Source organism: Microbacterium sp. STN6, from assembly GCF_026410545.1.
Lineage (GTDB): Bacteria > Actinomycetota > Actinomycetes > Actinomycetales > Microbacteriaceae > Root112D2.
Window position 1 is genome coordinate 156,694 of record NZ_JAPMIT010000003.1, and the last position, 26,635, is coordinate 183,328.

Below are 26,635 nucleotides of genomic sequence, written 5' to 3' on the forward strand. Positions count from 1 at the left end.
CACCCGCGAGGTGCTGTGTTCACTCAGCGCCCGGCAACTGCCTCGTCGAACTCCTCCTCGATCAGATCCATGTTCACCATGCCGCCGGCCATCGCCCCCGCGGCGATCGCGAGCGGCACCGTCGCCCCCGCCACGCTGAGGTTGCCCACGGCCCACACTCTCGCGTTGCTCGTGCGCCCGGTGCCGTCGACCGAGAGGAAGCTGCCCACCGGCGTCTCATCCCGCTTCAGTTCGAGCCCCGCCAGGTACTCGTCATTGGGCCGCATGGTGCCGGCGGTGAAGATGGCGTCGAGCGCCACCACGCCTCCCCCGTCGACCCGCACACCGGTGAGCCGCCCGCCCGCGACCACGACTTCCCTCACCGCCCGGTCGTCGACCCGCACTCCGCGCGACGCCAGCCGGTCCCTGAGCGGCTCGTCCACCTCAACACCGGCGCCGTCGCCTGCCCCCGCAGCAAAGAACACCACGTCGTCGCTCCACTGCCGCACGAGCTGCGCCTGGTGCGCCGCCATCGCGTTATTCGCGATCACCCCGAATCGCTGGCCTCGCACCTCCCAGCCGTGGCAGTAGGGGCAGTGCAGCACGTCGATGCCCCAGCGTTCGGCGAGTCCTGCGATCTGCGGCAGTTCGTCGCGCAGGCCCGAGGCGGCGACGAGGCGGCGGCAGCGAAGGGTGCGGCCGTCATCCGTCGTCACGGAAAGCCCACTGCCCTCATTTCGAACGGATGCGGCCTCCGCCCGCCGCACCTGAACCCCGTACCCGGCGACCTCGGCTCGGGCGCGCTGAAGGAACTCGGCGGGGTCGGCGCCCTCGTTGCCGAGCACGCCGTGCATGTGGGCCGCGAATCGGTTGCGCGGCTGGCCGGCGTCGAGCACCAGCACCCGGCGGCGGGCGCGACCCAGCATGAGGGCCGCGCTCAGGCCGGCGGCCGAACCACCGACAACAATGACATCCCACTCTTCTTCACTCATGCCTCAAGCATTCATGAGATACTGCTGCTTCTACAAACCACTTTGCAGGAACAGCAAGCTGAGGAGGCCCGATGAGCGACCCGGTACTCGAGGCGATCGGACCTCGCCTGCGCGCCGCGCGCATGGAGCAGAAACTCACCCTCGACGACCTCGCGTCGCGCGCGGGCATCTCGGTCTCGACCCTCTCGCGGCTCGAGAGCGGCAAGCGGCAGGCGAACCTCGAGTTGCTGCTGCCGCTGAGCCGGCAACTGCAGATCAGCATGGATGCGCTGCTGCAGCCCGTCGCCCGGGACCCTCGCATCACGCCCGCCCGCACCACGGTGAACGGCGTTGCGATCGTGCGCCTGTCTGCGGCGAACTCGCCCATCCACACGTTCCGTATGACGTACCCGCCGCGCGCGACGATGCCAGCCCAGCGCTCACACGACGGCCACGACTGGGTCTACGTGCTCTCCGGCACGCTGCGCCTGCTGCTCGGCGAGCAGGATCTGGTGCTGAAGACCGGCGAGGCCGCCGAGTTCGATACCCGCGTGCCCCACTCGATGGGATCCGCCGACGCCCGCCCCGTGGAGGTGCTCAGCATCTTCGGCGAGGCCGGGGCGCGGGAGCATACGGAGAAGGCACGACGATCGTACGCATGACGAGTTGTTGTGCGGTCTAAGCAGACCTAATACGAGCGCCTCCGTAATCGTCCGCTTCTGCACGAAGGGCATGATCTTCTCGTCTCGGCCGTCAAAGGATGACCTGCACATTTGACGAACCGGGTCACGATCCCTCCGCGGCGATCCGTCGTGAGCAGTTCAGACTCTTGGCGCCGTTCCGAGGATTGCCGTCGCCGTCTGGCTGATCCCCAGGACCGGGTTCAGATCGCCGGAGACACGTACCGGCAGATCGATGCTATAGGTCAGCGAACTAGCGTTGACGTGCTGATGCGGCGTGACATCTGCTCGACGAAGAACCGAAATGTTCTCGTCGGTCATGTCATATGCGCGAACGAAGTTGGTTTCGAAAGACCTCGCAAAGGATACGTCGTGAGACATCGTTCGGTGGTCGTAGCCGAATCCGGATTCGGTTCCGTACTCTCGCACACGAGCGAGGAATACCTCGGCGACGTCATCGCGACTGGCGTCATAAAGTCGTCCGACAATGCGATCTACGAGCATGGGCACTGTGAACGAGTTGGCGTGCGGAGTCACGGCCTTAAGTCCAATACTCACGAGGATGAGACCGCTTTCTTGCCAACTGCCAGCTTCTTCGCTGTAAAGCTCCACTTGGTGCGTCCCCTGGACCTGATGAGTCGAGGTTGATCCACTAGTCGTCTTCACCTCGACCCCGGTAGTGCCCCACGTGAAGTCCCTGAGAGACTGCCGCCATCCGTCCCAGGCTTCGACCACCTGTGCGACGTCATCTGCCCGCTGGCACAGGGCGTCGATGAGCAGCAACTCGCCGGCCAGCCCAAGTAGCGCGCCATCAGAAAGCCAAAGCCTCCCGATGACGAGTCTAATGATGGGCTCCGTCTTCTTGAAGGCCGTTCCCAGATCGCTGTCTGCGCCGTTCATGAGCAATTCGGTGCACAAGAAGGCGGCGATTTCATCGAAGTGCCCAGCCGCCGGTAAGAGCAGGCGATTGGCCTCGAACGCCGGCTCTGCAGAGCCCTGGCGCCACCACGGACCGTGAACCAAAGCTGCGTTGACTAACGATGTTGTTGGCCAGAGCGCAGACCCGACTAGGAACAACTCCAGTCGGTCCTCATGAGTCCTCGATAAGCCTATGACTTTGGCGTCAGTGACCCAGCTAACTTCACGCTCATTACTTGTCTCGGGCCGTTTAAGCGCGGCGATTCGGCTCCGGAACTCTTCGTAAGTCGGCATCGAGAACTCGTTTTCCTATGCTGCAGTTGCTGGACGAACTGGCTGAACGTAAGCCGAGAACTGATCCGGGCCACCCGTCGGGATGCACACTCCAACTGCAACAGTGGGGTACTTCTGGCCAGGTTGCTTGTTCACGTAGAAGAGAATCTGTCCATCTGACGAAAGCGGTCGCCACGGTTCATCGCCTGCGACCGCGTCGGGAAGTTTCTCGCCGCGGTGATAGTAGTCGAAGTACTCGTCGCCGCGATATCCCGTTGGGCCCGCGCCTGGGTTGTTAGTTCCCCAAGTAGATTTGATGAGGCCGTCTACCGAGTTCCGCTGCGTTGTGTGAATGTCAAACGGCAACTCGGCAAATGGCCCCTCAGCAAGCGGGCTTTCCGCGGAGCCATAGCGGATCCCCACCCAGAACCTCGGTTGCTGACGGCTCTTCGTGGCCAGGTCAGCCATGGACCAGAGTTGGTCCCGCACGCCAGTGACGAATAACCCCCGAACGTGCCGGTAAAGGCAGGTCTCCCAGAGGCGGAGGTAGGCCGGGATTCCGTAAGGGCAGTCCTTGCGGACTGGCGAGGCGTCCGCGCCAGCAGCGGGAGCCGGCGGGCGGTAAAGGTGGTACCCATCCGGAAGTTCCTGGACCGCAGCGACCCTTGCCTCAACCTGGGACCAGAGTTCACCCTGCTGATTGTCCCTACCTGGGTGATACGAGTCGTATGACAGTCGATCGAGCAGATCGGCAGCCTGGCCGAGCGTAACCGAATCTTCGAGTATGCGGCCTCGCAGACGACCTCCGGCGGTCACATCGGCCGAAGGCGCGTTGGCGAAGAGATCAACAAGGAGGTTTGCGTTTGGATCTTCGTGATCTCCGCTATTAATTAGCGGCACGAACGGCTTCCGCCCAGGATGCAAAGGCTTATTGCCAAGGTTTGCGATCTTTCCGGTCGCGAGGAATCCGCGCCCTTGGAGCATTATTGGGCTCGGTACCTTTTGCTCATCTCGCATGGCCTCAGCAAGCACATTTCGTAGCGCTTCGTCGACATCGTGGAAGCTGGTGAAGAAGTCGATCTGATCCTGCGAGGCGAAGACACGGCAGAGTTCTATATCTGTACCGCGGAAGCCAAACCACCGCTGCATCTGCATCTGAGTGTCGGCGCGCGGGCTATCCGAAGTTCGGAGGAATAGCGTCGTTGTCAACCCCTCCAAAGTGAGGCCGCGCGCCATGACATTGCCGGAGACAAAGATCGTCGACATGTCGCGCGCAGGGTGCCAAGTCCCATCGATATTCGCGGTGGGCGAGTATTCAGGACGGTCATCAGCTGCCGGATCGCTATTTACCACCGCAACCCGCGTGCCGGGAATGACCTCTTCCTGGAGGAGCCGCTTGACCGTTAGCCAGTCTGGCATCTGGCGTGAGACCAGAGTATTGAACTCACCATGGATCTCGTTCGCGGACGCCTGGAAGTGGTCTAGCCAAATTGCCCACTTTTCTTCCTCGCTATCAACAAGCCTGAAGAGCGAGTCTGGCAGGTAGCCTTCCCCGGAAGCCACGAGCGATCGAGCCTCGGTCCGACCGGTCACGCCAGCCCAAATAAGTACGTCCTCGGCGGTCGTGAAGTGGTCGTCGACCAGAGCTGAAGGGTGAATGAGCATCGAGTGCGGCTTCGGCGCCAGCGCCTTCGCGCACGCCGCGGACTCAAACTCCTTTTGCCGTGCTGCGTGGGGGCCCAGACGCTCGCCTTCTCGAAATAGCCGGACCGCACCAGCGACCAGGAATGCGCGAATTGAATTGGCAAGATCTTCACTTGCACTCGCCGTGGTAGTGAGGCATAGGTTCGCAGTTCTGCCACGTCGGTAGTACACCTCGCCACCCGTGTAATAGTGGTCGATCCCCTTCGGCTCCGAATATGTCGACGAGCGCACCGACTCGTCCCCTCGGTCCAAAGGCGTCCTTAGCGTCACCAGGAAGTCGCGCGGTGATAGCGGGTTGTGCTCCTCTTGAAGGAAGTTCGCCTGGGGGGTGGCGGTGTAGCCGACGTAGGTGGCGAAGAGGCTCTCGGGGACGGGCTGTGAGGGGGGAGACCATAGGTCCGCGATGGCTCTAGGGATTTGCTTTAGATTGCCAAATACAGGGTCTTGTGACGCCTCGACGTTAGCGTCGAGGATTGATCCGTCATCGGCTTCGTCGTCGACAACCAATAGATGAACGGGCCGGTCAAGTTGCTCAATCTCAGGGAAGACTGACTCCTTAAGACTTTGACCGAGTGCCTGAAGATGGCCCGCATGCTTGAGCGCGACCACGATTATCGGCTGACGCCGCGATAGCGCTCGCTTAGCGCGGATTCGCATGAGTTGGTACCTGCTGGCAATCGCGATCGGTTCGGTCGGCGGCGTCTTTGGCAACAGGATGCGTCGCCTCTGCTTCTCGCCCGCGTCCGCACCGCAGTCGAGTTGCTCCTGCAGCCGGTCAAGCGTCTGCTGCCAAAGTGACAAGCGCGTGCCAGCTAGGACGACGACAATGTCGACTCCACGGTCTAGCGACCGGGCTATTGTGCCCAGCATAGAAGCCGTCTTTCCTGACTGTACCGACCCCATAACTAGCCCGCGTCGTGCACGCCCGTCGGGCCACTCTTCGTTCGATGGTTCGCCTGCGCCGAAGATCCCGCGGTCCACGATGTACGTGCAATCGGCTTCGAGAACCGAGCGCGAAGTTTCGGTGAAGCCGCCGAGCGTGGAATTGTATCTAGCCCACCATGAGTCAGTGGCTTTGCTCGTCATTTCCGGTTGAGCGTAGACAGTCTCCGTGGGCAGGCGGCTGCCCTGCGGATGCTCACTTAGAGTCATGTGGAAGAACCGCAAACAGCGACTCGACGCCAGACGATCCGAAGCGTCTCCTGATCGAATTCGATGCCACAGCGACGTCGACTTCGAGTAAGTCGACGATCGCCTTCGCAACGCCTGCGATAAACGCCCACTGGGTGCGCGTCTGGGTCTTACCAGGCCTCGCCCAGACGGAGTGGTCCTCACCGAGTTCTGCGGTCGCCGATGCCGAGAAGATGGCGTCCGCAGCCGCTTCCACCCGGTTCTCAATCCCGTCGGGATCCCCGGCTTGGGCGATGGCCACGCCAACGAGAGAGCCCACGAGTTGGAGTTCCTGCCACTTCTGGCCGGCTGCCCCGTCCTTGAACTTTGGGGCCCAGAGTTCGTCGTCGTATGACGCATGGATCTTTGCCGTTTTCGAGACCCAGCTAAACAAGTCAGCAACGGTCGCTGGCTTATTCAAGGGGTCCGCATCCTGGTCTTTTGCCCGTTTCAGAAGGTCATCGATGTGGCGCGACGTGGACGGGAGGTCCTTGCCACTGGTGTCGCCAAGAAGAGTGGCGATGACCCACGCGAGCACCTTGGTTCGTCTATAGCGCGATGACCCGAACCCGTAGTCGCGCAAGGTAAGACCTAGGTGTTGGATCTCCGACCAGATGGGGGCTAGCGCAGGTGCGATCTCTCGTGGGTCCGTGCGCGTATCGGAGTCCCCCGCCGCGACCAGCGTGGCCCGCGTCAACTCGAGTTCATGGAAAATCGCATTCCTAATTTCCTCCGCGTTCAGGTGCATACCCTGCTTGTTGTAGAGGTTGAACACTTCATGAATCTGGCCCTGGCTTGCGCGCTTGTAGACGATGACTGGAATTCGGTATTCGGGAGTTCCAGCAAAAAGCTCCTCAATGAGAACGTCTTCATCCGCGGCATTGATCACTCGATCTGTGATTTGCGTGTAGTACTTCCCTTGAAGAGGCTCTAAAGGGCCGTTGAGACCCTCGTCGTTGTTGCGCAACCGGAAAGGAAAAAAATACTCGTCCTCAACCTTGGAGGTCACTTGTTGGTGCTCCAGGGACTTCCACAAGCGCTTGAAGGTCGGGTAATCCTCTGAGAACGCTTTGACAAGAGCACCTTCTTGACCGTGATACTTGTCTGCCTTCTCCACTCGGTCGATTGCGAGAGGGTGCTTTCCGACAAATCTGAGGATCGCCGTCAGCCTCTGTTTGCCATCAACTACTTCATGTGGCTGACTAGGGTCCTCCGGCCGAAGCAGGATTACTGACGGTAAGGGAATGCCTCTCAGGATTGACTCGATCAACATTTGACGGGAAGTCGCCCCCCAGACGTCTCCCCGCTGATACGACGGCGTCAGGTTGAGCTTCTTGCCCGTAAAGTCTGAAATGCGCCACGTGCTTGCTGTGGCGGAAACCGGCTTGAGCGGCTCCGAAGCCGCGCTCTCTGGTTCGTCATCCCACGCGTCGTTCCAGGCTTTAGTGGCCGCAGCGCGAGTGCCTGCCTCTTCTTCGTACTTCTCGACGAAAACCTGTTGAAGGCGGGCTGCTTGATCGATACGTTCGTACAACTGGCTTAGACCGGAAACTGTGAGCTGCGGGTGTGGCCCGCTTGTATCGATGGATTTAGAAGGGTCGAGGAGTTCTAACGCCGCAACCAATCGCTCGACGAACTCGTCTGCTCTCGTTGGTAGCTCAATGTCGAGACGGAGCCACTCTTGAACCTCCGCCAACCGGCTCATCCATGATCCGGTAGCAAAGTCCACTTCTGAAGCGTCGAACCAGCCGCCCGATCGGGCAAAGCCGATCGGAGTGTCGGCGACGTCTGACAGGGCCGATAGCCTCTCGGCGATCTCGGCTTGTAGGACGGTGACGGGGTCATCGTCGAGGAGGTTGCCATCGGTCTCGTCGACCACATCAGTCATGAGGCCCTTTCTTGTCTCTCGAATGAGGGGAATTACGCTGCCGCGCGGTTTCCAGTTCTCTGGGCGTTCCCGCGAAGTCCGCGCAGCAGCGGGCGGGCGATCGTTTTGACAACGCGGGCATTTACCGCGTTTCCTAGGGCCTTGTAGGCGTGCAGATCGTTCTGCGGAAGGTGGATGCTTCCGAGGCTCTGCAATTCAGCGCACTCTTGAGGTGTCATGTACCGCCGAATCCCAGCAATATGAGCCCCTAAGATCGGCACCTGGGTCTGGGTCATGGCAATGAGGCTGGGCGCCGTTGAAGTTCGCTTCACTCGAATGCCTGAGGCTCTGACTTGGAGCACATACTCGTCGATCGACCGCTCCCCGCCCTGCACGTTCCACTCGAACTTTTGAAGGCTAGACGGGAATGTCCACGGCTGCCACTCGTTCATCCAGGGAACAATCCATTCGATGTTCTCCCGGAAGAAATGACGGTTCTGACGAATGAAAGTCTGCTTCCACCCAGGGAACACGTAGTCCCCGGGGCGCCGTGAATGGCTCGGCATTCTTGCGAATTGCTGATCGAGTGAGAGGCCGTCGAGCCGGTAGCCGAAGCTCCCCCGGAAGCCGTACAGGCCGCTCGCCTCGCGCTCCTTCCACAGGGCTGGTGGAGTTGCACCCTCATAGGGATAGCTTGCGCCAAATTCCATCGACCAGATGGGAAAAGAGGGGAGCTTGACCAACTTAGGCGAACGCCGAAGGAAATCGCCCCACATGTCGATGGCGCGTAGCGTTTGTTCTGGGATAGCACGGACATTAGTCGCCCCGGGCCGCAGAACCGAGCGTATGTCGGTGGGCTCCTTATGCTCGATTGGCCACTCAAAGTCGTCGAGGCCATCTAGCGATCCCACGAAGTATGCACGCTCTCGGATCTGTGGGATCCCGAACTGATGGGGCGAGAACCGGTGGATAGCGACCGAATATTTAAGCTCCTTCTCTAGCATGCCGATCATCGTGTCCTTCGTCGCACCGCCCCGGTGCTGAAGGATGTTCGGAACGTTCTCCAGAATGAATCGACGCGGGCGCTTCTCCTTGAGAATCTCGAAAACTTTGAAGAATAATTGGCCTTGGAGGGTGTGCTCGAAGCCGAGTTGCTCGCCAGCTTTCGAGAAGGGTTGGCACGGAAACCCTGCGGTGAGTACGTCGTGGTCGGGGACCGCCTTTGCGATGACCTCAGGGCTCGTCAACTCGTTGACGTCAGACCAGGCTTGTATCTTGAAGTTCTCCCTGTAGAGAGCATTTAGCGTCGGGTCCCACTCCGCCGCGAATACAGCTTCACCACCGAGGTCGCTCAGAGCCACATGGAATCCTCCGAGGCCTGCGAAGAGATCGATGAAGCGAAACGACGGTGCGCCATTAGACACGTGTAGCCCCTTTCGCTCGCGCGCTGCCAACACTAGCGATTGCGCCTGACAACGCTGGGGAGCCTCGCCGAAGAGCTCTCCGGGCGGGCATTCCAGATGCCCGACGTAATGAAATGCGGGACGGGGGGGAACTCCTGGCGGCGAGGGGTACTCGCCTCATTCTCTAAACAAGGGATGCGGAATTCGTGAGCATTGAGTGGAACAGAGTGAGAGCCGGCGGCCACTCGTCTTGCCCATCGACGGAGAAACTGAGGTGGTCGAGGCCGATGCGATGCTCGCCCAAAGCCGCGGCCATCGCATCTCCACGAAGCTCACGGCGAGGAATCAGAGGTTCATGATGGCCTTCTGAATTCTGTCCTCCTTCGCCCACGGATTCTCGGCCTAAAACTCCGCAAACCTGTCAACGCTCGCGTCGCGGCTCGAGACAGGCAGTGTGATTCTGCGGATGCCTCTCACTACGGAGCGGCAGTCGCGCTCCCTGCTTTATGGCGACAAAAGAAGCGCGGCGCAATCAGCGCTTACGCCGCGTCCAATCGGGCAGCTCCACTACTAAGCGAGCGCGGTGCCAGTCAACATATCCCAGGCCGGGAGCGGACGCCCCTTCGGGCAGTATCAGTTCCGGCGACAGCGCGTTCTCACCAAAGAATTGAGCCCAGACCGAGTCCGTCGCTACCGCCCGTTCCAGGGAAGGTGAACGAATAATCACGCGCGAAGAATCAATCGTGAGGAGATGGCTTTCAAACGCCGCGTCATGGGTTGGGCAAGCTGCGAGACCGTTGAGCGGGTCCACACGCTCGCGGCCGGAGCTTTCGCTCCAGGGCTTGATGTGGGAGGCCACTAACATTCGAGATGACGGAAGATTTTGCGCGCGAGTGCTGAGCCCGCAGAATACGCAGTGATAACCGGCCGATGTCAGTACTCGGCGGGCAAACTGTTGTTGACCGACACGAGCTGTTCCCATCATCGCTCGCTCCGTGCTTGCGACATCAATATCGGCAACAGATTCTGCCAGTCGACGGACTTCCGGTTCTATCGACTTGAACAATGCTGAATCATTCACCGATACAGCATCAAACACGATGTCGAGAGCATGTTCCGCGTGTCCAAGGAAGTCTGGGACGTCTTCGTGCCCCAGACCCACGGAACGAGCGGAAGCGAGCACAGTTTCATATAGCGCAGGGAAAGTGTCACGCGTCGTGGTCAGTTCGATCCAAAGCTGCTGTTCAAACTTCGCGCCGTGGGGCCGCCGTCCGTCGAGGTTACTTAGCTTGGCCGCAAGGCTTTTCGGTGTGCGCCTGAATAACGACGCGAACCGCAGCACGTCTCGCGCTGAGGTTTGGATGTTGACAGTACCCGATGGGGTTGGTCTAGCAACCAGTCCCAACCCGTAGCAGATCAAGGTTTCTATGGGAAGGAAATCCACTTGCCTTCCGCCACTGGGCACGGCCGAGCGAGCCATCACGGAGAGCCATTGCTTCTGGGCATCCGCGACTGAAAGACTCAGATAGCTGTCGAGAGTGAGCATCTGGAGCCATCATGGCAGAGTCGGGAGCACGCGGCGGGTAGTGGTGGCGAGGCGTCGCAGCGGCATCCGCTCAGTTGATCGTGTAGAGCTCGAGGGCGATGTTGTCGGGGTCGCGGAACGAGAGCACGCGGCCGCTCATGCCCTGGGCGATGGGTGACTGGGTGACGCCATGGTCGGAGAGCCACTGTTGCCACGGCTCGAGGTCCTGCTCGGCGATGGCGAAGCTGAGGTGGTCGAGGCCGGTGCGGCGCTCGGTGAAGGGGCCGGGGATGGCGTGCTCGCCGTGCTGCACGAAGCTGACGACGAGGGAGTCGCGCCTCATGACGGCCTTGTGCAGGCCGTTCTGTTCGGCGCGGGCGATGAGTTCGAAGCCGAGGACGCGCGCGTACCAGTCGACGCTCGCGTCGAGGTTCGAGACGGTCAGGGTGACGTGGTGGATGCCTCTGAGCTGCGGTGCGGTCATGGGGTGCTCCTCTCGGTGAGACAAAACTATTGAGGATGGCGAGGCGGCGCGCGCGCGAGCCTCTCGAGCTTCGACCTGGCGGCCATCATCGCCCTGGGCGCGCTCATCGGCCGGGCGATCCTCCCACGCTTGTCGCCGGGCTGCTTGGGCTCGCCACGCTGCTTCTGCTGCAGGCGGGAACGGGGCAGCTGCGGCGCATCCGTCGGGCTGCCAACACCGTCAACAGCCCATCTGGCGGGCTTCCTCAGCGAGTGATAGTCACTACTTATCCACAGGTTTTCCCTAGCGCACATGTGACTCACATGTACCCTGAAAGCATGAGTCGCATGTTGCAGGTGAGAAACCTTCCTGACGAGGTGCACGCGAAGCTCAAGGAGCGGGCGGCTGCCGCCCGCATGTCGATGTCCGACTACGTCGCTGAGGAGCTGGCCCAGCTCGTGCGATACCGCTCGAACGCCGAGATCGTCGCCGCTGCCCGCGAGCGGCTGCCGCGCGTTGATCCTGACGCTCTGGCGAAAGCACTCGACGACAGCCGCGACGAGCGATGAGGTCGGCGTGCGTTACCGATAGTTCGTCGGTGGCCAACGCACTGCTCGCGTCGGCCGAGACCGCAGCAACCGAGGCCCTGTCTCACCGTGACTTCCACGCGCCCGCTCACATCGACTTCGAGGTCGCATCCGTGCTGCGTCGACTGAGTCTGGGCAACGCACTGCCAGCCAGCGCTGCCCGCGAATGCCTGGAAAGCTGGCGGATGCTGCAGCTGACCCGGCACCCGGCAGACCGTCTGCTCGTGCGCATCTGGCAGCTCCGACACGAACTCAGTGCATATGACGCCAGCTACGTGGCGTTGGCGGAGGCGCTGGACGTGCCACTCGTGACTGCCGACCTGCGGCTGGCCCGTGCTGCGGAGAAGTATTGCGCGGTGGAGCGAGCTGCACCCTGACGTCCGCTCGCGATCGAATTAGGGCTGTTCCCGTTCAGTATTGCATTCGGGGGCCGGTGGGGATTCGCGGACGGTCTGCCGCATCCACTCTTGACAGTGGTTCTCGTGCGCGCAAGGTTGAGTCAACGACCAGAATGGTCGGGCTGAAAGCGGGGTAGGCACATGGCGAACCTCATCTACTCGGCGATCACGTCACTCGACGGGTACATCAACGACGAGTCCGGCCGCTTCGACTGGGCGACCCCCACCGGCGAGCTGCACGCCTTCATCAACGACGGCGAGCGCGCTGCCGGCACGTACCTCTACGGGCGGCGCATGTACGAGGTCATGCGGTTCTGGGAAACGGTCGACGTCGAGAGCGGGCCGGGCGAGGTCGACGACGGCCTGGCGGCGGCCATGCGTGATTACGCGAACATCTGGCGGGATGCCGACAAAGTCGTGTATTCCACGAGTCTCGAGGCGGTCTCCAGCGCCCGCACCCGGCTCGAGCGGCGCTTCGAGCCTGAGGCGATCCGAGCGCTGAAGAACGAGGTTGGCACGGGCACGGGCACGGGCACGGACGAGGCGGGCACGGGCGGGGCGAGCGAGGGCGGCACGGGCACGGGCGGCGCGAGCGAGGGCGGCGCGGGCGGCGCGGGCACGGGCGGCGCGGGCACGGGCGAGGCGAGCACGGGTGACATCGGCATCGGAGGGGCCGTTCTCGCCGCGCAGGCGCTCGCGGCCGGCCTTGTCGACGAGGTGCGGCAGTTCATCGCGCCCGTGATCATCGGCGGCGGCACGCCGTTTCTCCCCGCGGGGTTGCGGCTCGACCTGACGCTAGTCGACGAGCGCCGCTTCGCCGGCGGGTTCGTGTACCTGCAGTACCGCACTGCGTAACACGTGCGCTGGCGACGTCCCGACTCGATCAGTCGCGCACGCAACGACCGCCAGCGATCGTCGCGGGACGGGCGAGAGCTAACGACAAGAGCCCGACGTCGCGAACAGGAAATCCCAAGCGCTGCACAACGTGGAGGGCGTCATCGAGCGAGAGATAGTCGGTCATGCCTCAGCGAGCCGATGCAGAAGTTCTGCATCGTGACTCACGACGAATTCAATGCCCTGATCGATCTCGTCGCGCCGGTTACGACGCGCGATGACGAGTTCGGCGCCTTGCAGGAGCAGCGAGTGCTTCGAGATGTGCTCGCGGGCCGCCAGCTCATTGAGCTGGCGATCGAGATCCTCAGGGATGCGCACCGTCATGGCCATCCCAGAACGGTATCAAGCGGGCACACCATCCTCGCCGGGGTACGTGACCCGCGTGCCCTCGACGTGCGCGAACCTTGTCATGCCATGCGGCTTCGTCGACGTCTCGCTCATGATGTCGAACACCGCGATGCCGCGGGCCAGCAGCGCGTCACCGACGAGCGAGCGATGGCACCGCCACGGCACGGCCTCCGCGCACATGATCGCCGTCGGCTGCTTGACGGCGACGCCGATCAGCTCGTCCAGGGCGTTGGCGAACGCGGGCGTCTGCATGTAGTCGGCGTATCCCCGAAAGGATGCGTTGCGCCACGCCCCGTTGGGAGATGCCAGAGCCGACGCCTTCGTCGTGTGCCGCAGCCCGCCCAGCCCCGGAAGGCGCCGGTAGCCGATGCCGGCCTCGGGCAGGCTCACGCGCAGGGCATCCTCGGCGAACTGCGGGTTGTGCCGCGATTTCGGCACCGTGCGCACGTCGGCGACGAGCCGCACGTCGTTCGCGCGCAGCATCGTCACGAACTCCTCGATCGGCCGCGTCGAGTGCCCGATCGTGTACACCCGCGGCTCGCCCATGCCTCCATTCAAGTCGGGTTCGCACGCCGGGGCGAGGGTGGCGGAGGCGTCGGGGTGCCTCCGGCGCCGAAAGTGGGTGTTCGCGACGAAAGAGGGTGGTGCAACGCGCACGTTCGTCGCGAACACCCACCCTCGGCGAGACGATAGGGGGTGGGGCGTGGGCGGCGAGACGATAGGGGACCCAGCGGGGGATAACACCCACGCCACGGGCGGCGGCGGGCCGGCGTACGGCGTGGCGGCAGCCAGCATCCGCTCGGCGCCTTAATATCTCGGCGGCGCTGCCGATAGTCGACTGTGCGAGCAGCAGCGGCGGGGGCCGCTACCCGAGCTGCTCGCAAAAATCGCGGCACAGCACACGACGCACCGGCCGCAGTTTCACCCGCGAAACCCTCGCACCTCTCAGCCCATGAGACACCACACACAACGACACAAGGCGGCAAGGAGAACACCCATGATGGGTGCACTGGTTCGGGCCAGCGACGTCAGGATGACGAGCTCAACGGCAGGCACAGCACAGATCTCTGTGACGGATGCGCGGCGACCGCGCACGGTTGCGCACACGCAGCGACCCGCCACAGCAGCGGATGCGCGTCACGCGCGCACGGCCGCCGGCGCACTGCGGGTCATCCGATGAGCGGCATGGTCCGCGCGGTGACGTCGCGGCTCTTCGTCGACACTCCCTCGCCGTTGCTCAAGCAGTCGTCGACCGCGGTCGGCATGGCGCTTGCGGTGGGGCTGGCGCTCAGCATCCGCTCGGTTGGCATCACGGACCCCGTGCTCGCCTGGGCCGGCGTCGCTATCGTCGCCACCGTCACGGTGTACGCGGCGATCCTCTCGCGCCGGGGCGCCGACCGCAGCTACGAGCTGGCGATTCCGATCGTCTCGCTGCTCGCGATCGGCCTGTTCCGTGCCGGCACCGGCGGAACCATCTCGCTCTACACGTCGCTCCTCGTGCTGCCGATCATGTGGATCGCCTCGCAGCCGGGCCGCCGCCACATTCTCATCTCGATTCTCGGCACCTCCTTCGCGCTGCTCATGCCGTATATCGCCGCGCTGCGTCTGCCCGCCGATGTCGGCGAATGGATGATGGGCGTCTTCACCCCGATCGTCTTCGGCTTCGCCTCCATCGTGGTGAACGAACTGTCGCGCCAGGCCCGCCGCCAGCTGAGCGCCACCCGCCGCATCGCGGAAGAACGCCACTCCATGCTCGTGGACCTCACCCGCACCGCCTCGAAGCTCGAAGAGAACGAGTCCCGGCTGCGTGCCGCCAACCTGCTCACCTCGAGCGTGCTCAACTCGGTGACCGAGCAGTCCATCATCGGCACCGATCTGACGGGCCTGATCGACGTGTGGAACCCCGGGGCATCCGCTCTTCTGGGCCTCACGCCAGGCGAGACCGAGGGCAAGCGCTACGTTTTCGAGTTCCACCTGGCCGAGGAGCTCGAGGAGCGCTCGCGCGAACTCGACTATCCCGCCGGTGCCACGGTGCTGAACCCCGGCTTCTCGGCGCTGGTCGAGCCGGCACGCCTTGGGCGAGCGGATGTGCGCAACTGGACCTACGTGAAGTCCGACGGCACCCGCGTCACCGTCGAGCTCGCCGTCACCCCCCGCGCCGACGAGAGCGGGCGCACGATCGGCTACATCTTCGTCGCCGCCGACGTGTCGCATGCCATGAAGCTCGCCCGTCTGAAGGACGAGTTCGTGGGCCTCATCTCGCACGAACTGCGCACGCCGCTCAGCTCGATCCTGGGCTACCTGGAACTGCTGCAGGACGACCAGGATGCGCCGCTGAACTCCGAGCAGAGGCAGTACCTGAGCGTGGCCGAGCGCAACGCCCAGCGCCTGCTGCACCTCGTGGGCGACCTGCTGTTCACGGCGCAGGTCGAGTCCGGCATGTTCCCGATCGTGCAGACCGAACTTGAGCTGCACCGGCTCGTGGATGCGGCCGTCGAGAGCGCCAAGCCTGCCGCTGCCCGCGCCGGCATCGAGATGAAGGTCATGCTGGGCGAGGTGCCAACGCGCATCTCGGGCGACCCGGGGCGCCTCAGCCAGGCGCTCGACAACCTGGTCTCGAACGGCATCAAGTTCACGCCGCGTGGCGGGTCGGTCACGGTGTGCCTGACCGAGGTGCTGGGCGAGGCGGTGCTGAGCGTGACGGATACCGGCATGGGCATCCCCGCCGGCGAGATCGACCGGCTGGGCGACAAGTTCTACCGGGCCACGTCGGCGACACGCAACGCGGTACCCGGGGTCGGGCTGGGGCTGGCGATCACGAAGGCGATCATCCAGGCGCACGGGGGGCGGCTCGAGGTGCAGAGCACCGAGGGCGTCGGCGCGAAGTTCAGCGTGGTGCTGCCCGCGGTGCGGCGTTCATCGTCGTCGGAGCCGTCGGGAAGCCTCGGCTCGCTGCTGCGGTAGGTGGGTCGCGCCGCGTCACCGAGCGCAGGTCGCAGGGCGCGCGGCGCAGGGCGCACGGCGTATGGCGCAGGGCGCCGCGCGCTCAGCCGAGCAGGCGCGTGAAGTGGATGCCGACCGGCTGCCACACCGACACGGCCTCGATGCTCACGCTGCGGCCGGGCGCGGGCGCATGCAGCACCTGCCCGTCGCCGAGGTAGATGCCGATGTGGTCCTCGTTGTTGAACACGACGAGGTCGCCTGGCAGCGCCTCGGCCAGGCTCACGCGCGTGCCCATCGCATCCTGCGTGGGAACGTAGTGCGGCAGGGTGAGCCCCGCCGCCTCGTACGCGCGCAGCGTGAGCCCCGAGCAGTCGATACCCGAATGCGAGTCACCGCCGAGCACGTATCGCACCCCGAGGTAGGCGAGCGCGGCCTGAACGATCTTCGCGCGCACTCCGCCGGCGTTGATCGCGTCGCTCACGGCGATCGCCGCGGCGTGCGGGTCTGAACCACCCGCGCCCAGCACCGCGTTGAGCGCCCCATTCGCCGAGTAGTCGTTGGAGACGACCGCGACGTGCTCGACGGAGCTGCTGACGCGCAGGCTCTGCAGATCCGTGCCGGTGAGGGCTGCCGCCTGGCTCACGCTCATCGGGTTCGGCGTCGTGTCGGCCTGCGCGGGCCCCGCGATGATGAGGCTCGAGGCCAGCCCAAACGACGAGACGACGGCGGTGAGCGCGGCGTTGCGACGCACGTGGGCGCGCGCCATGAGGGGAGGCTTGGCCCCCGAAGCGGATGCTCCGCCGCTGCGCAGCGGAGGCACGCCGGTCGGTGCCGTGATGGTGGGCAACTCGGCCGTGGTCGCCTGCTGCGCGGCCGGGGTGACCTGCTGCTCGCGAAGCCTGCGTTCGCGGCGCGAGACGGGAGGAGCGAGGAGCTCGGCGGGGCCGGTAGCGCCCGCACTCTCGGCGCCATCTGCACGTTCGGTTGCCTGTGCCGCTCGAGCCTCGGCCTCGCGGCGAGCACGACGGCTCGCGTACTGGGGCTCGGACACGGGTGGCGGATTCCTTTCGAGAGTGGGTTTTCGGCGCTGCTCGCCCACTGACGAAGCAAGAATCCCCAAACCTGCGTCACCCACCCTACGTCACGGCACCCGAGAGGAATCTGAACGCCGCACCGACAGGCGGGTTGAGGAGACCGCGTAGCGGTCAGCTCGAAACTGCGCACCTGCGAACGAGATGCCGGGCTTCGAGACGCGCTTCGCGCTCCTCAACCCGCGTCGCCGAACAAGCCGCGCAGCACCGCGAGCGACGCCTCGTCGTCGAAGACCTCGCCGCCCTCGTGACCGTTGAACGGCCATACCTGCATCTGCTTCTCGCCGGCGTACCCGTTGTACGCGGCGAACACGGTCGAGGGCGGGCAGGTCGAATCCATGAGCGCGGTCGAGAACCAGGCCGGGGCGCTCGCTCGCTTCGCGAAGTTCACCCCGTCGAAATACGACAGCGTCTCGTGCACGGCCGAAATCGCGCCGCGGTGCGTGCGCAGGTATGAGCCGACCTCCTTGTACGGGAACCCGTCCGTCAGCACCAGCGCCCGCGGGAAGTCGCACAGGAACGGCACCCGCGGCATCGCCGCAACCAGGTCGGGCACGAGTCCGGCGACAGCGAGGGTTATTCCGCCGCCCTGGCTGCCGCCCAGCACCGCGACACGCGACGGGTCGACGGCGTCGAGCGTTCGAACGGCGTCGACCGCGCGAACGGCATCCGTGAATACGCGGCGGTAATAGTAGGTCTCGCGGCTCTCGATGCCGTTCGTCATGAAGCCGGGGAAGTGCGGGCCGCTGCCCTCGGGGTCGGCGGTCGCGCCCCCGGCACCCCACGCCGAACCCTGCCCACGCGTGTCCATGAGAAGGTGCGCGAAGCCGGCCGACGCCCAGAGCAGGTTCTCGAGCGCGTGGCCGCGCCCCCCGCCGTACCCGACGAACTGCACCACGGCTGGCAGCGGCCCTGCCGCGCCCCTCGGCACCCGCAGCCACGCCTTCACCGGCTGCCCCCGGAACCCGGCGAACGTCACATCGAACGTGTCGATCGTCGCCAGCCCCGTCTCGACCGGCGTCAGCGTGACGCCCGTGTCGAACGCACGGCTCTCGGCCAGCGTGTCGGCCCAGAAGGTATCGAAGTCGTGCGGGTCATTCTGGCTGCTTCGGTAGGCACGCAGCTCTGCCTCGGGCATGTCGACGAACATGACAAAAGCCTAGAGCCACGAGCGGATGCCGCCGGCCGGCCCCGGCGGCCGGCTCGGTCCGCGCGTCGGGCCACATCGTGGGTCCCGCGCGCCCGCACCCCCAATATGGCCCGACCCTCGCAGTGACACACGCACCTCGGCTGGCGGCGCCACGCGCATCCGCTTCTCAGCGCACGCCGCGCATAAGGCGCAGCACCCACCGCGAGATCGCGAGCAGAATGATGCCGAGCGCGATGGCGATGCCGCCGAGCACTCCGAAGTACACGCCCTCGGTCTTCGGGCTGTACAGCGCGGCGAGCTGCCCCGAGATCGCGGTGCCGAGCGCCACCGAGAGGAAGAACAGCGCCACCATCTGCGTGCGGAACACCGCGGGCGCGAGCTTCGTCGACACCGACAGCCCCACCGGCGAGAGCAGCAGTTCGGCGACCGTGAACACGAAGAGGATCCCGACCATGCCAAGAAGCGGCGTGCTGTTCGGCCCGCCGCCGACGAACGGCAGGAACAGCAGGAACGCCACGCCCATGATCCCGGTGCCGAGCCCGAACTTCACGGGGGTGGTGGGCTGGCGGCGGCCGAGCTTGGTCCAGAGCGCGGCGAACACGCCCGAGAGAATGATGATGAACACCGGGTTGATCGACTGCACCCACGGGATGGGCATGACCCAGCCGAAGATGTTGCGGTCCAGCCGCTCGTCAGAGTAGATGGTCACCACCGTGAACTGCTGCTGGTACAGCGACCAGAAGGCGGTGCTGGCGACGAACAGCGGAATGAAGCTGTAGACCCGGTGCCGTTCGTCGCTCGTGATGCACCTGCTCGAGAGGATGACGGCGAAGTACACGATCGTGGCGAGAATGGTCACGCCGATGACGATGCCGGCGAGGCGCCCCGCGGTGATCACCCCGGTCAGCACGAGCACCACGATCACGATGACGGCCGCGACGGCGATGCCGATCCAGAGCGGATACCGCCCGCGCGGCAGCGGGTTCGGCACCACGCGGGCCTCGTCTGGCAGGCGGCGGCGGCCGAACGAGTACTGCACGAGCCCGGCAGCCATGCCGACCGCGGCGAGCCCGAACCCGTAGTGGAACCCGATGCGCTGCTGCAGCAGCCCCGTGAGCAGCGGCCCGACGAGCGCGCCCAGGTTGATGCCGAGGTAGAAGAGCGAGAAGCCGGCGTCGCGGCGGGTGTCCTCGGGGCCGTAGAGCGTGCCGACCACGCTGGTGGCGTTGGCCTTCAGACCGCCGCTGCCCACCGCCACGAGGATGAGCCCGACGCCGACACCGACGAAACCGGGCAGCAGGGCAAGCGAGATGTGGCCGAGCATGATGACGATCGCGCTGTAGAAGACGACGCGCTCGCTGCCGAGAAGCCGGTCGGCCACCCACGCGCCGAGGATCGTGGAGAGGTACACCCCGCCGCCGTACGCGCCGACGATGGCGGCCGCGTCGGACTTGGGGATGCCGAGGCCGCCATCCGCTGCACTGAAGTAGAGGTAGAGCAGCAGGATTCCCTGCATGCCGTAGAAGGAGAAGCGCTCCCACATCTCGACGCCGAAGAGGTGGGCGAGCGCCCACGGCTGGCCGAAGAAGGTGTGGGAGCGCTGCTCGGTACCCATAACGGGCACGGTACGCCGCCCTCTGCGCGCCGGACACCTCGCGCGCCCTGCTCAGGCCCGGGAGTCAATGGGTCGGGCCGAAACGCGGGTGCTGCGCGCGCGCACCCGCAAAATGGCCCGACCCAGGGAGTGAGCGCGGGTCTGGCGGGGCAGCGGGTCAGGCGGCGCGCGCCTCCCGCAGTTCGCGCAGCACCGCTGCCAGCTGCTCGAGAGCCCAGTCGAGGTCGGCCTGCTCCACCACGAGCGGCGGCGCAAGGCGAATGGTCGACTCGTGCGTATCCTTCGCGAGCACGCCGCGCGCCATGAGCCGCTCGCACACCTCGCGGCCGGTGCCGAGCGCCGGGGAGATGTCGATGCCGGCCCACAGCCCGACGCCGCGCACCGCGACCACACCCTCGCCAACGAGCGCATGCAGCTGCTGGTGCATCCGCTCACCGAGCTCGCGGGCGCGCCGCTGCGGCTCCCCCGTCTCGAGCATGGCGATGACCGCAAGACCCACGGATGCCGCGAGCGGGTTGCCCCCGAACGTCGACCCGTGCTCGCCGGCGCGCAGCACCCCGAGCACATCCGCATCGCCGACGACCGCGGAGACCGGCACGATCGACCCGCCGAGGGCCTTGCCGAGCAGGTAGAGATCGGGCACGACGCCGACGAGGTCGCAGGCGAATGTGGTGCCGGTGCGGCCGAGCCCCGATTGGATCTCGTCGGCGATGAGCAGCACGTTGTTCGCCGTGCAGGCCTCGCGCACGGCGGGCAGGTAGTCGGCGGGCGGCACGATGATGCCGGCCTCGCCCTGGATGGGCTCGAGGAGCACCGCGACCGTGTTGTCGTCGATCGCGCGGGCGAGGGCTGCGGCATCCGCGTAGGGAACGGTGGTGAAGCCGGGCGTGTACGGGCCGAAGTCATCGTGCGCGACGGGGTCGTCCGAGAAGCTGATGATGGTGGTCGTGCGGCCGTGGAAGTTGCCCGCCGCCACGATGATGTTGGCCTTGCCCGGCTCGACACCCTTGACGCGGTAACCCCACGCCCGCGCGATCTTGACGGCAGACTCGACCGCCTCGGCGCCCGTGTTCATGGGCAGCACCATATCTTTGCCGGCGAGCGCGGCGAGGCGGTCGGCGAAGGGACCGAGCATGTCGCTCTCGAACGCGCGGCTCGTGAGCGTGATGCGCTCGAGCTGGGCGCGGGCGGCGTCGAGCAGCACCGGGTTGGAGTGCCCGAAGTTCACGGCCGAGTACGCGGCGAGGCAGTCGAGGTAGCGGCGACCGTCGACGTCCCTCACCCAGGCGCCCTCACCCGAGGCGATGACGACCGGCAGCGGGTGATAGTTGTGGGCCAGGTGGGCGCCGCGCGCGTCGCCGCGTTCGGGCACGGCGGCGCTCGTCTCGCTCATCGCCTCAATTCCAGCGTGCAGCATTTCACTCCTCCTCCCCCGAGCAGCAGCTCGGAAAGATCCACACCGATCGGGTTGTAGCCGCGTTCGGCGAGCTGCGCCTCGAATCCGCGGGCGCGGCTCGAGATCACCACGTTGCGGCCGTCACTGATGCTGTTGAGGCCGAGCACCGCGGCATCCGTGTCACTGACGATGACGGCGTTCGGGTAGCGCTCGGCGAGCAGTCGGCGGCTGGCCTCGTCGAAGGCGTGCGGCAGGTAGGCCACGTTCGCGTCGGCGTCGCCCGTGAGCGGGTCGAGCACGGCGAGCGCCGTGTCGAGGTGGTAGAAGCGCGGGTCGACGAGCGTGAGCGAGAGAACCTCGCGACCGAAGAGAGCGGATGCCTCGGCGTGACTGCCGCTCGTCGAGCGAAACCCCCGCCCGGCGAGAATCGTGTCGCCCACGAGCATGAAGTCGCCCTCGCCCTCGTTCACGTACTCGGGCTGCGCCACCCGGAACCCGTGCTCGGCGAACCACCGCATGTACGCGGGGCCCTCGGCTGCCCGCTGCTCGTGCGCGAACCGGGCGCCGTACGCCACGCCGTCGAGCGTGAAGCCGCCGTTTGCCGCATAGACCATGTCGGGCAGGCCCGGGGCCGGGTCGATCAGGTGCACGTCGTGGCCGAGCCCGACGAACGTGTCGTACAGGCTCTGCCACTGGCGCACGGCGAGCGCGGTGTCGGTCGGCGCGGCCGGGTGCATCCACGGGTTGATGCGGTAGCTCACCGTGAAGTGCTCGGGCCGGCACATGAGGTAGCTGCGCCGCGTGGAGGTGCGCTCGCCCGGGGCGCCTTGGGGGGCGGATGCCGCCTCCGCGCCCGATCGGCCCGCCGCATCCGTCGTCGTGGTCTCTGCCATGTCTCCAGTCTCACACGCACGTATCTGATGATTCTTGCCCAGATGCGCGGCTTTGCCGCGTCTTAGATGGCTTCCACGCAAGGAATCGCACTAGGCTGTGGGCATGGACGACCTCGATCGCAAGATTCTCGAGCTGCTGCGCCGCGACGGCCGGGCGGGCTATGGCGAGATCGGTGCGACGGTCGGCCTGTCGCCCTCGGCCGTCAAGCGGCGCGTCGATCGGTTGCGCGGGCGCGGCGTGATCCGCGGGTTCACGGTGCAGGTCGATCCGTCGGTCGACGGCATGGGCACCGAGGCGTACGTCGAGCTGTTCTGCCGCGGCACGGTGGCGCCGGCCGAGCTCTTCCGCATTCTCTCGGCCGTGCCCGAGGTGGTCGACGCCGGCACGGTCTCGGGCAGCGCCGACGCGATCGTGCACATCAGGGCACGCGACATCTCGGGCCTCGAAGCCGCGCTCGAAAAGGTGCGCCTGGCCCCCAACGTCGATCACACCCGCAGTTCGATCGTGCTCTCGCGCCTCATCCACCCTTCCGCCCAGTAACGGCGCGGGCCTAGGCTGAGCCTCACCGGGGGACGGGAGTCAGCCATGGTCGCAATCATGGAGTCTGTACTGCGCGAGGTGGGAGCCGTCGCCGCGCCACTCGCCTCGGCCTACAAGGACCTGCACGCGCATCCGGAACTCTCCTTTCAGGAGCATCGCACGGCCGCCATCATCGCCGAGCGGCTCGCGAACGACGGGTTCGAGGTGGTCACCGGTGTTGCGAAGACCGGGGTCATCGGCGTGCTGCGGGGCGGCGAGGGACCGACGGTGCTGCTGCGTGCCGACATGGACGCGCTGCCGGTCGCCGAGGAATCCGGGCTGGAGTACGCCAGCACCGCGCGCGGCGTCGATCGCGACGGTCAGGATGTGCCCGTCATGCACGCCTGCGGCCACGATGTGCATGTCACGTGCCTGCTCGGGGCCGCCCAGCTGCTGGCACGGCACGGCTCCGAGTGGAGCGGAACGCTCATCGCACTCTTCCAACCCGCGGAGGAGGCCGGAGCGGGAGCCCAGTCGATGCTTGACGACGGGCTCTACGAGCAGGTGCCCGTGCCCGACGTCGTGCTCGGCCAGCATGTCGCGCCGATGCCGGCGGGAACGGTCGGCGCGCACGCCGGCGAAGCGTTCGCGGGCGCCGATTCGCTACGCGTGCGGCTCTTCGGTCGTGGCGGCCACGGCTCCCGGCCCGAGACGACGATCGACCCTGTCGTCATGGCGGCCGCGACGGTGATGCGTCTGCAGTCGGTCGTCTCGCGCGAGATCGCGGGCAGCGAGATGGCGGTGCTCACGGTGGGCCAGTTGAACGCCGGCACCAAGAGCAACATCATTCCCGACGAGGCCGTGCTGGGGGTGAGCATCCGCAGCACCACCGCCGCGGTTCGCGACCGCGTGCTGCGCGCCACCCGCCGCGTGATCGTCGCCGAGGCGCGGGCCTCCGGCGCCGAACGCGAGCCCGAGATCGTCATGGAGGAGTCGTTCCCCGTACTTGTCAACGAACCGGATGCGACGGCGCGGACCATGGGCGCCTTCCGCGCCGCGTTCGGTCAGGAGCGGGTCCTCGATCCGGGTGCGGTGACCGGCAGCGAGGATGTCGGGGCGCTGGCGACCGCCGCCAGTGCCCCTCTGGTCTACTGGTTGCTGGGCGGCCACGACGCGACCGCGTTCGCCGAGGCCACGGCGGCCGGAACCGCGGACCGCGATATCCCCTCGAACCACTCGCCGCACTTCGCCCCGGTCATCGAGCCGACGCTGAGCACGGGGATCACCGCGTTGACCGTCGCGGCGTTGGAGTGGCTGGCCTGACGCGGGCGCCTCTTCGCGCCGCACCCCTGTCGCTCATCAGGAACAATCGGGGCCATCGCGGCGTGTCGAGCGTGCGGTGACGGCGTGTCGCCGGCTTCCTCCTGATCAAACGCGGCCTCCTGATGAAGCGCGGCCAACCCTCCTGACGCAGCGCGGCCAACCCTCCTGACGCAGCGCGGCCAACCCTCCTGACGCAGCGCGGCCATCCCTCCTGACGCAGCGCCGCGTTGTACTGCTACAATTGGTACAAACGCAGCACAAAGGAGCGCGATGAACTGGTACGACCCTTTTATCGTCGCCTTCCTCGGCGCCTGCTTCTCTTTCGCGGCGTCACCCTTCCGCTACAGGCGCACGGCTCGCGGTCGCCTGGCTGCCCTCGACCGCACCGCGCGCCGCGTCGACCTCACGTTGCACCCCTCGGTCAACGGCCGTGTCATGCGCCGACTGGTTCTGCGCGATCGCGCGCTGCTCATCGGCGGGCTCTCGGCGACCACCTTCGCGGCAGCCGCTTACCCCGCCGTGCAACATGAGCCGGGTCGCACCTGGCCGTGGATCGGGCTCTATGCCCTCGTGTCCGCGAGCGTCGGTGGCGCGATCGGCCTCACTCTGTCGCGCGCATTCAGGATTGGCCCCGCAACGGATTCGCCGCGGTACGCACGGGCACATGTTCCCTCCCTCAGCGACTACGTCACCCCCGGCCTCCTTTGGGCCGTGCGAGCGCTGCCTGCCGCGGCGATCCTCGGATGGGCGGCGTTGCTCGTGGCCGCCACGCTCGGCGGCCACCCGCACGCCGCTCAGCCGCTCTTCGACCCGACGCTCCTGCTCGTCCTGATCGCCGCCCCGCTATCGCTGCTGGGGTCGGCGGCCGCCCAACGCTCGATTCTCAGGCGCGGGCAACAGGCCTCGTCTCCTCTCGAGCTTGCGTGGGACGACGCGTTGCGGGCCGAAAGCCTGCGCGATGTGCTGAGCGGGCCGTTCGTACTGGGGTTTCTGGCGCTGGCCGGGGTGGCGCTCACGGTGGGCCGCATGCCGACCGCGCTCGGCGAGGTGACCTCCGACTGGACCTCATCGATCGTGATGGGCTTCCTGGTCGCCGGTGCGGTCGTGTTCGCGATTGCCGTGTCAACAGAGACGCGCTACTGGCGCCGGCTCTGGGCCGAGACTGGTTCTCGACACGAGCCGTCGGCCGCCGGAGCACACTCATGACCCGGCTGCTCGTGGCGATCATGGGCGCCGGGGCTCGAAACAGCGCCGCACAGACTGAGCGCAGCGGATGATCGTCATCGACCCGACGTCGACGACGCCGCCCTTCGAGCAGCTGCGACTGCAGGTGATCGACGCGGTGCGCAACGGAGAGCTCGTGCCGGGGGCGCGGCTGCCGACCGTGCGGCGACTGGCGGACGACCTCGGGCTTGCCCCGAACACCGTCGCCCGCGCGTACCGGGAGCTGGAGCGCGACGAGGTCATCGAGACGCGCGGCCGCCACGGCTCGTTCATCGCCGCGACCGGCGATGCGAGTCAGCGCCAGGCCCAGCAGGCGGCGACGGCTTACGCCGAGCGCGTGGCGCAGCTGGGCATCGCGCCGGGCGAGGCGCTCGAGATCGTGACGGCTGCGCTCAAGCCGAGCCCCGCATCCGCCACCTGAACGACGGCGATCCGATCGCGCAGAGCTCAGTGCCCGTCCACGTCGGCGTCGACGCCGTGCTCGTTGCCTGCCGACAGCAGGTCGAGCGCGAGCAGGTCGTTCCTCGACAGCTCGAAGTCGAACACGTCGAGGTTCTGCGCCATGCGCTCGGAGTTCTTCGACTTCGGGATCACCACGAACCCGTTCTGCACGTGCCAGCGCACCACCACCTGCGCTGGCGTCTTGCCGTACTCCTGCCCGATCTGCCGCAGCGACGGGTTCTCGAGCAAATCGCTACCGGCGCCCAGCGGGCTGTACGCCTCGGTCACGATGCCGTGCTGGCCATGGAACACCCGGTGGTCGAGCCGAGGGATGCGCGGGCTCAGCTGGATCTGGTTGACCGCAGGCACGATGCCGGTCTGCGCCATGAGCGTCTTCAGGTGGTCCGGCTTGAAGTTCGACACCCCGATCGCCCGCGCCTTGCCCTGCTCGTGCAGCTTCTCGAACGTGCGCCACGTCGAGACGAACAGGTCGCGCTGCGGCAGGGGCCAGTGGATGAGAAGCAGGTCGACGTAGTCGAGACCCATCCGCTCGAGGCAGGCGTCGAGCCCCGCGATCGCCCTGTCGTCGCCCTGGTAGCCGCCGTCGAGCTTGGTGGTGACGAACATCTCCTCGCGCGGCACCCCACACGAGCGGATGCCGCGGCCCACCCCCGTCTCGTTACCGTACTTCGCCGCCGTGTCCACATGCCGGTAGCCCAGCTCGGCCGCGGTGATGATGGCCTGCTCGACCTGGTCGTCGTCGAGGGGCCAGGTACCGAGGCCGATCTGCGGGATGGCGGTGCCGTTGTTGAGCGCGATGAGCGGAGCGTTCATGCCCCTCAGGCTACTCGCGCGCGTT

25 protein-coding genes are annotated in these 26,635 nt (G+C 65.9%); 10 read left to right on the forward strand and 15 right to left on the reverse strand.

Annotated features, from left to right (window positions below):
- Window positions 1-23: 23 nt before the first annotated feature.
- On the reverse strand, window positions 24-971 hold the full coding sequence (locus tag OSC27_RS09905; protein ID WP_267181299.1) for an NAD(P)/FAD-dependent oxidoreductase: 948 nt from the start codon (window positions 969-971) through the stop codon (window positions 24-26).
- A 71-nt stretch (window positions 972-1,042) separates the two neighbouring features.
- Between OSC27_RS09905 and OSC27_RS09910 the strand changes: the two genes are divergently transcribed.
- The gene (locus tag OSC27_RS09910) at window positions 1,043-1,612 is read left to right on the forward strand and encodes a helix-turn-helix domain-containing protein (RefSeq protein ID WP_267181300.1); all 570 of its coding nucleotides are present in this window, start codon (window positions 1,043-1,045) and stop codon (window positions 1,610-1,612) included.
- A 159-nt stretch (window positions 1,613-1,771) separates the two neighbouring features.
- On the opposite strand, the gene OSC27_RS09915 is transcribed toward OSC27_RS09910, so the two are convergent.
- The 6 genes from OSC27_RS09915 to OSC27_RS09940 form a co-directional block, all read right to left on the reverse strand.
- Window positions 1,772-2,842 (reverse strand): PD-(D/E)XK motif protein, encoded by a 1,071-nt coding sequence (locus OSC27_RS09915; RefSeq protein WP_267181301.1) that lies wholly within the window; start codon window positions 2,840-2,842, stop codon window positions 1,772-1,774.
- A 15-nt stretch (window positions 2,843-2,857) separates the two neighbouring features.
- The gene (locus tag OSC27_RS09920) at window positions 2,858-5,134 is read right to left on the reverse strand and encodes a Z1 domain-containing protein (RefSeq protein ID WP_267181302.1); all 2,277 of its coding nucleotides are present in this window, start codon (window positions 5,132-5,134) and stop codon (window positions 2,858-2,860) included.
- A 529-nt stretch (window positions 5,135-5,663) separates the two neighbouring features.
- On the reverse strand, window positions 5,664-7,583 hold the full coding sequence (locus OSC27_RS09925) for a DUF262 domain-containing protein (protein ID WP_267181303.1): 1,920 nt from the start codon (window positions 7,581-7,583) through the stop codon (window positions 5,664-5,666).
- A 32-nt stretch (window positions 7,584-7,615) separates the two neighbouring features.
- On the reverse strand, window positions 7,616-8,986 hold the full coding sequence (locus tag OSC27_RS09930) for a DNA cytosine methyltransferase (protein ID WP_267181304.1): 1,371 nt from the start codon (window positions 8,984-8,986) through the stop codon (window positions 7,616-7,618).
- Window positions 8,987-9,497: 511 nt separating this feature from the next.
- Window positions 9,498-10,511, reverse strand: a complete 1,014-nt coding sequence (locus OSC27_RS09935) for an HNH endonuclease (RefSeq protein ID WP_267181305.1) — start codon at window positions 10,509-10,511, stop codon at window positions 9,498-9,500.
- A 70-nt stretch (window positions 10,512-10,581) separates the two neighbouring features.
- Window positions 10,582-10,974 carry a VOC family protein gene (locus OSC27_RS09940; RefSeq protein WP_267181306.1) on the reverse strand — a complete coding sequence of 131 codons (393 nt, stop codon included), beginning with the start codon at window positions 10,972-10,974 and terminating at the stop codon, window positions 10,582-10,584.
- A gap of 317 nt (window positions 10,975-11,291) precedes the next feature.
- Here OSC27_RS09940 and OSC27_RS09945 point away from each other — a divergent pair, with 317 nt between their 5' ends.
- The 3 genes from OSC27_RS09945 (at window position 11,292) to OSC27_RS09955 (ending at window position 12,793) form a co-directional block, all read left to right on the forward strand.
- On the forward strand, window positions 11,292-11,522 hold the full coding sequence (locus tag OSC27_RS09945) for a FitA-like ribbon-helix-helix domain-containing protein (RefSeq protein WP_267181307.1): 231 nt from the start codon (window positions 11,292-11,294) through the stop codon (window positions 11,520-11,522).
- A gap of 29 nt (window positions 11,523-11,551) precedes the next feature.
- Window positions 11,552-11,917 carry a type II toxin-antitoxin system VapC family toxin gene (locus OSC27_RS09950; protein ID WP_267181308.1) on the forward strand — a complete coding sequence of 122 codons (366 nt, stop codon included), beginning with the start codon at window positions 11,552-11,554 and terminating at the stop codon, window positions 11,915-11,917.
- A gap of 162 nt (window positions 11,918-12,079) precedes the next feature.
- Window positions 12,080-12,793, forward strand: a complete 714-nt coding sequence (locus tag OSC27_RS09955) for a dihydrofolate reductase family protein (protein WP_267181309.1) — start codon at window positions 12,080-12,082, stop codon at window positions 12,791-12,793.
- 162 nt (window positions 12,794-12,955) lie between these two features.
- Here OSC27_RS09955 and OSC27_RS09960 read toward each other — a convergent pair whose 3' ends face one another.
- Window positions 12,956-13,162, reverse strand: a complete 207-nt coding sequence (locus tag OSC27_RS09960) for a ribbon-helix-helix protein, CopG family (RefSeq protein WP_267181310.1) — start codon at window positions 13,160-13,162, stop codon at window positions 12,956-12,958.
- Between the two features lie 12 nt (window positions 13,163-13,174).
- A complete protein-coding gene (locus OSC27_RS09965; RefSeq protein WP_267181311.1) occupies window positions 13,175-13,726 on the reverse strand; it encodes a DUF488 family protein in 552 nt (183 codons plus the stop codon).
- A gap of 451 nt (window positions 13,727-14,177) precedes the next feature.
- Between OSC27_RS09965 and OSC27_RS09970 the strand changes: the two genes are divergently transcribed.
- Both OSC27_RS09970 and OSC27_RS09975 read left to right on the forward strand, forming a co-directional pair.
- Window positions 14,178-14,360, forward strand: coding sequence for a hypothetical protein (locus OSC27_RS09970; protein ID WP_267181312.1), 183 nt, complete (start codon window positions 14,178-14,180; stop codon window positions 14,358-14,360).
- A complete protein-coding gene (locus OSC27_RS09975; RefSeq protein WP_267181313.1) occupies window positions 14,357-16,144 on the forward strand; it encodes a sensor histidine kinase in 1,788 nt (595 codons plus the stop codon). Before OSC27_RS09970 ends, OSC27_RS09975 begins: the two co-directional genes overlap by 4 nt.
- A gap of 82 nt (window positions 16,145-16,226) precedes the next feature.
- Here OSC27_RS09975 and OSC27_RS09980 read toward each other — a convergent pair whose 3' ends face one another.
- The 5 genes from OSC27_RS09980 to ddaH form a co-directional block, all read right to left on the reverse strand.
- Window positions 16,227-17,174, reverse strand: coding sequence for a C40 family peptidase (locus tag OSC27_RS09980; RefSeq protein ID WP_267181314.1), 948 nt, complete (start codon window positions 17,172-17,174; stop codon window positions 16,227-16,229).
- Between the two features lie 215 nt (window positions 17,175-17,389).
- Window positions 17,390-18,364: an acetylxylan esterase gene (locus tag OSC27_RS09985; RefSeq protein ID WP_267181315.1), complete on the reverse strand. Its 975-nt coding sequence runs from the start codon at window positions 18,362-18,364 to the stop codon at window positions 17,390-17,392.
- Window positions 18,365-18,530: 166 nt separating this feature from the next.
- The gene (locus tag OSC27_RS09990) at window positions 18,531-19,979 is read right to left on the reverse strand and encodes a peptide MFS transporter (RefSeq protein WP_267181316.1); all 1,449 of its coding nucleotides are present in this window, start codon (window positions 19,977-19,979) and stop codon (window positions 18,531-18,533) included.
- A gap of 157 nt (window positions 19,980-20,136) precedes the next feature.
- Window positions 20,137-21,372: an ornithine--oxo-acid transaminase gene (gene rocD / locus OSC27_RS09995; protein WP_267181722.1), complete on the reverse strand. Its 1,236-nt coding sequence runs from the start codon at window positions 21,370-21,372 to the stop codon at window positions 20,137-20,139.
- Window positions 21,369-22,160: a dimethylargininase gene (gene ddaH / locus OSC27_RS10000; protein WP_267181723.1), complete on the reverse strand. Its 792-nt coding sequence runs from the start codon at window positions 22,158-22,160 to the stop codon at window positions 21,369-21,371. Before ddaH ends, rocD begins: the two co-directional genes overlap by 4 nt.
- A 211-nt stretch (window positions 22,161-22,371) precedes the next feature.
- Here ddaH and OSC27_RS10005 point away from each other — a divergent pair, with 211 nt between their 5' ends.
- The 4 genes from OSC27_RS10005 to OSC27_RS10020 all read left to right on the forward strand — a co-directional run bounded on the left by OSC27_RS10005 (window position 22,372) and on the right by OSC27_RS10020 (window position 25,756).
- Window positions 22,372-22,809 (forward strand): Lrp/AsnC family transcriptional regulator, encoded by a 438-nt coding sequence (locus OSC27_RS10005; RefSeq protein ID WP_267181317.1) that lies wholly within the window; start codon window positions 22,372-22,374, stop codon window positions 22,807-22,809.
- A gap of 45 nt (window positions 22,810-22,854) precedes the next feature.
- Window positions 22,855-24,111, forward strand: coding sequence for an amidohydrolase (locus tag OSC27_RS10010; protein ID WP_416348842.1), 1,257 nt, complete (start codon window positions 22,855-22,857; stop codon window positions 24,109-24,111).
- A 270-nt stretch (window positions 24,112-24,381) separates the two neighbouring features.
- Complete coding sequence (locus OSC27_RS10015; protein WP_267181318.1) at window positions 24,382-25,317, forward strand: hypothetical protein; 936 nt, start codon at window positions 24,382-24,384, stop codon at window positions 25,315-25,317.
- 67 nt (window positions 25,318-25,384) lie between these two features.
- Entirely contained in the window at window positions 25,385-25,756 is a 372-nt protein-coding gene (locus OSC27_RS10020) for a GntR family transcriptional regulator (RefSeq protein WP_267181319.1), read from the forward strand.
- Window positions 25,757-25,782: 26 nt separating this feature from the next.
- Here OSC27_RS10020 and OSC27_RS10025 read toward each other — a convergent pair whose 3' ends face one another.
- Window positions 25,783-26,610 (reverse strand): aldo/keto reductase, encoded by an 828-nt coding sequence (locus OSC27_RS10025; protein ID WP_267181320.1) that lies wholly within the window; start codon window positions 26,608-26,610, stop codon window positions 25,783-25,785.
- Between the last annotated feature and the right edge of the window lie 25 nt (window positions 26,611-26,635).